The sequence below is a fragment of the Aerococcus sp. L_32 genome, from assembly GCF_050689315.1.
Genome location: NZ_JBOEQF010000317.1, coordinates 1 through 2,261, shown reverse-complemented (window position 1 = coordinate 2,261; position 2,261 = coordinate 1). Strand labels below are relative to the sequence as shown.

Sequence of the window (2,261 nt, the reverse complement as noted above, 5' to 3'; positions counted from 1 at the left end):
GATGATATTTTCTCTTGGGATGTCTAGGCCAGCAAAGGCTTGGCCGAATAATTTTTCCGCCCCACCTCTTTCTCTTGCGTAAATGTCTGCGTGGTCGAAGAAGGTTAATCCTTCGTCATAGGATTGTTGGATTAAGTCTTGGACTTCTTCTACTGATTTACCTTCAATCCGCATACAACCTACTGCTAGATTGGGTGCTGTTAAACCATTTTGCCCTAATGAGATATATTTCATGTATATGCCTCCGTTTCAATTTAAGAAAACGTTTTCTTGTTACTGGTAAAATTATACTTGTTTTCTCGTCAAATGGAAACAAAAGTGTCTAGTCCATTGAAATATCCAGTCACAGACTTAAATAGTGTCTGTTCGGATGAATTTTGTTCGTCGGTAAGAAAGGTAGAGCATGATAATCGTTCCAATCCATAAAATGGGAATCATCACACTAACACTCGTGATATAAAAGCCAACAATAATGGCGATAATTGCAGGTAATCCCATGGCGGTTGCGACCATACCTAAACAGTATTGGAAGGAGAATAGGTCATGGAATTTGTGTTTTTGTAAAATGTTTAACCGTGAAACAATAATCATCAAGCCCCCTAAACCAAGAATAAAGATGGTCAACTGACGGGTCATGACGAGGATCTGCTTGCTTTGGGTATTCACTTCCGTTTGGTAGCTAACCCGTAAACTTTCGATAAGAGTCGCATTATCAGTCATATCGTCATCCAAGTCTAAAGGTAGATTAGCAGTATACCGTGTATCTTGGTCTATTTGATACACGAATTGGTCTGCCAGGATTAAGAGTAACTTGTCAGCCCCCTTCAAGTAGCCGTCAAGATTGTCGGCACTAGGGAAAATAACCACTTGTAATTGGTCACCGTCAATAACGATATCTGACTGGTCTGACTGAAAAGACCCGTTATCATAGGTAAAATTCGATAATTGGCTGACTGTTTCTTCTGGGATAATGGTCTGTAGTTCTTCAAAGGCTTTATTAACTGTTCCGTCTTCAACGGGTTGAAAACTGTTGGCGAAGGGCCAGGTCATGATAATCGACCAGACAACCATTACAAGAATTGACTTCCACCAGGTCATCAGATGACGGTGGTAGAAGATATTAGCTGGGCTGAACATGTCTTTCACATAGTGTATTGGAAACATTTAAATGAATCGCTCCTTTTTAGTGGTGACTCCATTATAACTGAACTTGGCTTGAATCAGGCAAGCTTTTACTTTGTCGTGTAGTGGCGGGATTTATGCTAAAATGAAAGTATTCTAATATACAGGAATTTCATTTAAGGATTTTCATTTAAAGAAGGAAGGCACAGTATATGAAAGAAATCAATAAAAAAATTGCTATCATCGGCTTAGGCAATATGGGAACTGCAATTTTAAACGGATTAGTAAAATCGGACGAGATTGATAACCAACTGATTACTGGTTCACGCGCTAACCCTGAAAAAGCTGTAGCGGACTCAGCTAAGTATGGTTTCGCCATTTTGACAGATAATAAGGAGACGGCTAAGGGGGCGGACGTAGTTATCCTTGCAGTAAAACCTTACTTAATCAAGGATGTGGTGGATGAAATCAAACCAACACTTACTGCGGAGACGATTGTAATTTCGGTTGCGACGGGCTACAGTTTGTCCGATGCGGCTGGACAGTTAGGGGATTCTGCCAAATTCGCTCGGGTGATGCCTAATATTCCAGCGCAAGTTGGGGAAGGGATTTCTGGTGTTGTCTATAATGAAAACTTATCGGCAGCGGACAAGGAATTAATTATGCAAATCCTTCATACTTTCGGTTCAGCGGAACAGTTGACTGAGAACCAGTTGGACGCCTTCACAGGGATTGCGGGGTCGAGTCCAGCGATTATCTTTATGATTATTGAAGCCATGGCGGATGCTGGTGTGGCAAAAGGATTAACTAGACCACAAGCGCTAGCCTTTGCCAAACAAGCGGTTAAGGGGTCAGCTCAGTTGGCGATTGAATCGGACTTACACCCTGGCGCTTTGAAGGATGCGGTCTGTACGCCAGGTGGCACAACCATTGAAGAGGTCCGCACAGCTGAGTCAATGAACCTACGCGGCACAATTATTGAAACGATAATTGCGGGTATTGAAAAGTCGGAAAGTTTATAATTTGTGTAAATTGCTGAAAACCTGCTTATATTGCTAGCTTTCAGAGCCATTGCCTAGTAATATGGATAGTTGAAGAGATACTACAAAATGATGAAGAACATTAAAAAGGATTGAATG

General features: G+C 41.4%; 3 protein-coding genes. 1 reads left to right on the top strand and 2 read right to left on the bottom strand.

All coding sequences use genetic code 11. The features are described from left to right. Together ACRCJ0_RS12290 and ACRCJ0_RS12285 are read right to left on the bottom strand one after the other, a co-directional pair. The coding region (locus tag ACRCJ0_RS12290; protein ID WP_431390603.1) for an aldo/keto reductase at nt 1–234 on the bottom strand (234 nt) is incomplete at its 3' end. Nucleotides 235–351: 117 nt separating this feature from the next. After that, nucleotides 352–1,164: a DUF1189 family protein gene (locus ACRCJ0_RS12285; RefSeq protein WP_419971099.1), complete on the bottom strand. Its 813-nt coding sequence runs from the start codon at nt 1,162–1,164 to the stop codon at nt 352–354. Between the two features lie 170 nt (nt 1,165–1,334). On the opposite strand from ACRCJ0_RS12285, the gene proC reads away from it, so the two are divergent. Further along, a complete protein-coding gene (proC, locus tag ACRCJ0_RS12280; RefSeq protein ID WP_419971098.1) occupies nt 1,335–2,144 on the top strand; it encodes a pyrroline-5-carboxylate reductase in 810 nt (269 codons plus the stop codon). Nucleotides 2,145–2,261: the final 117 nt, after the last annotated feature.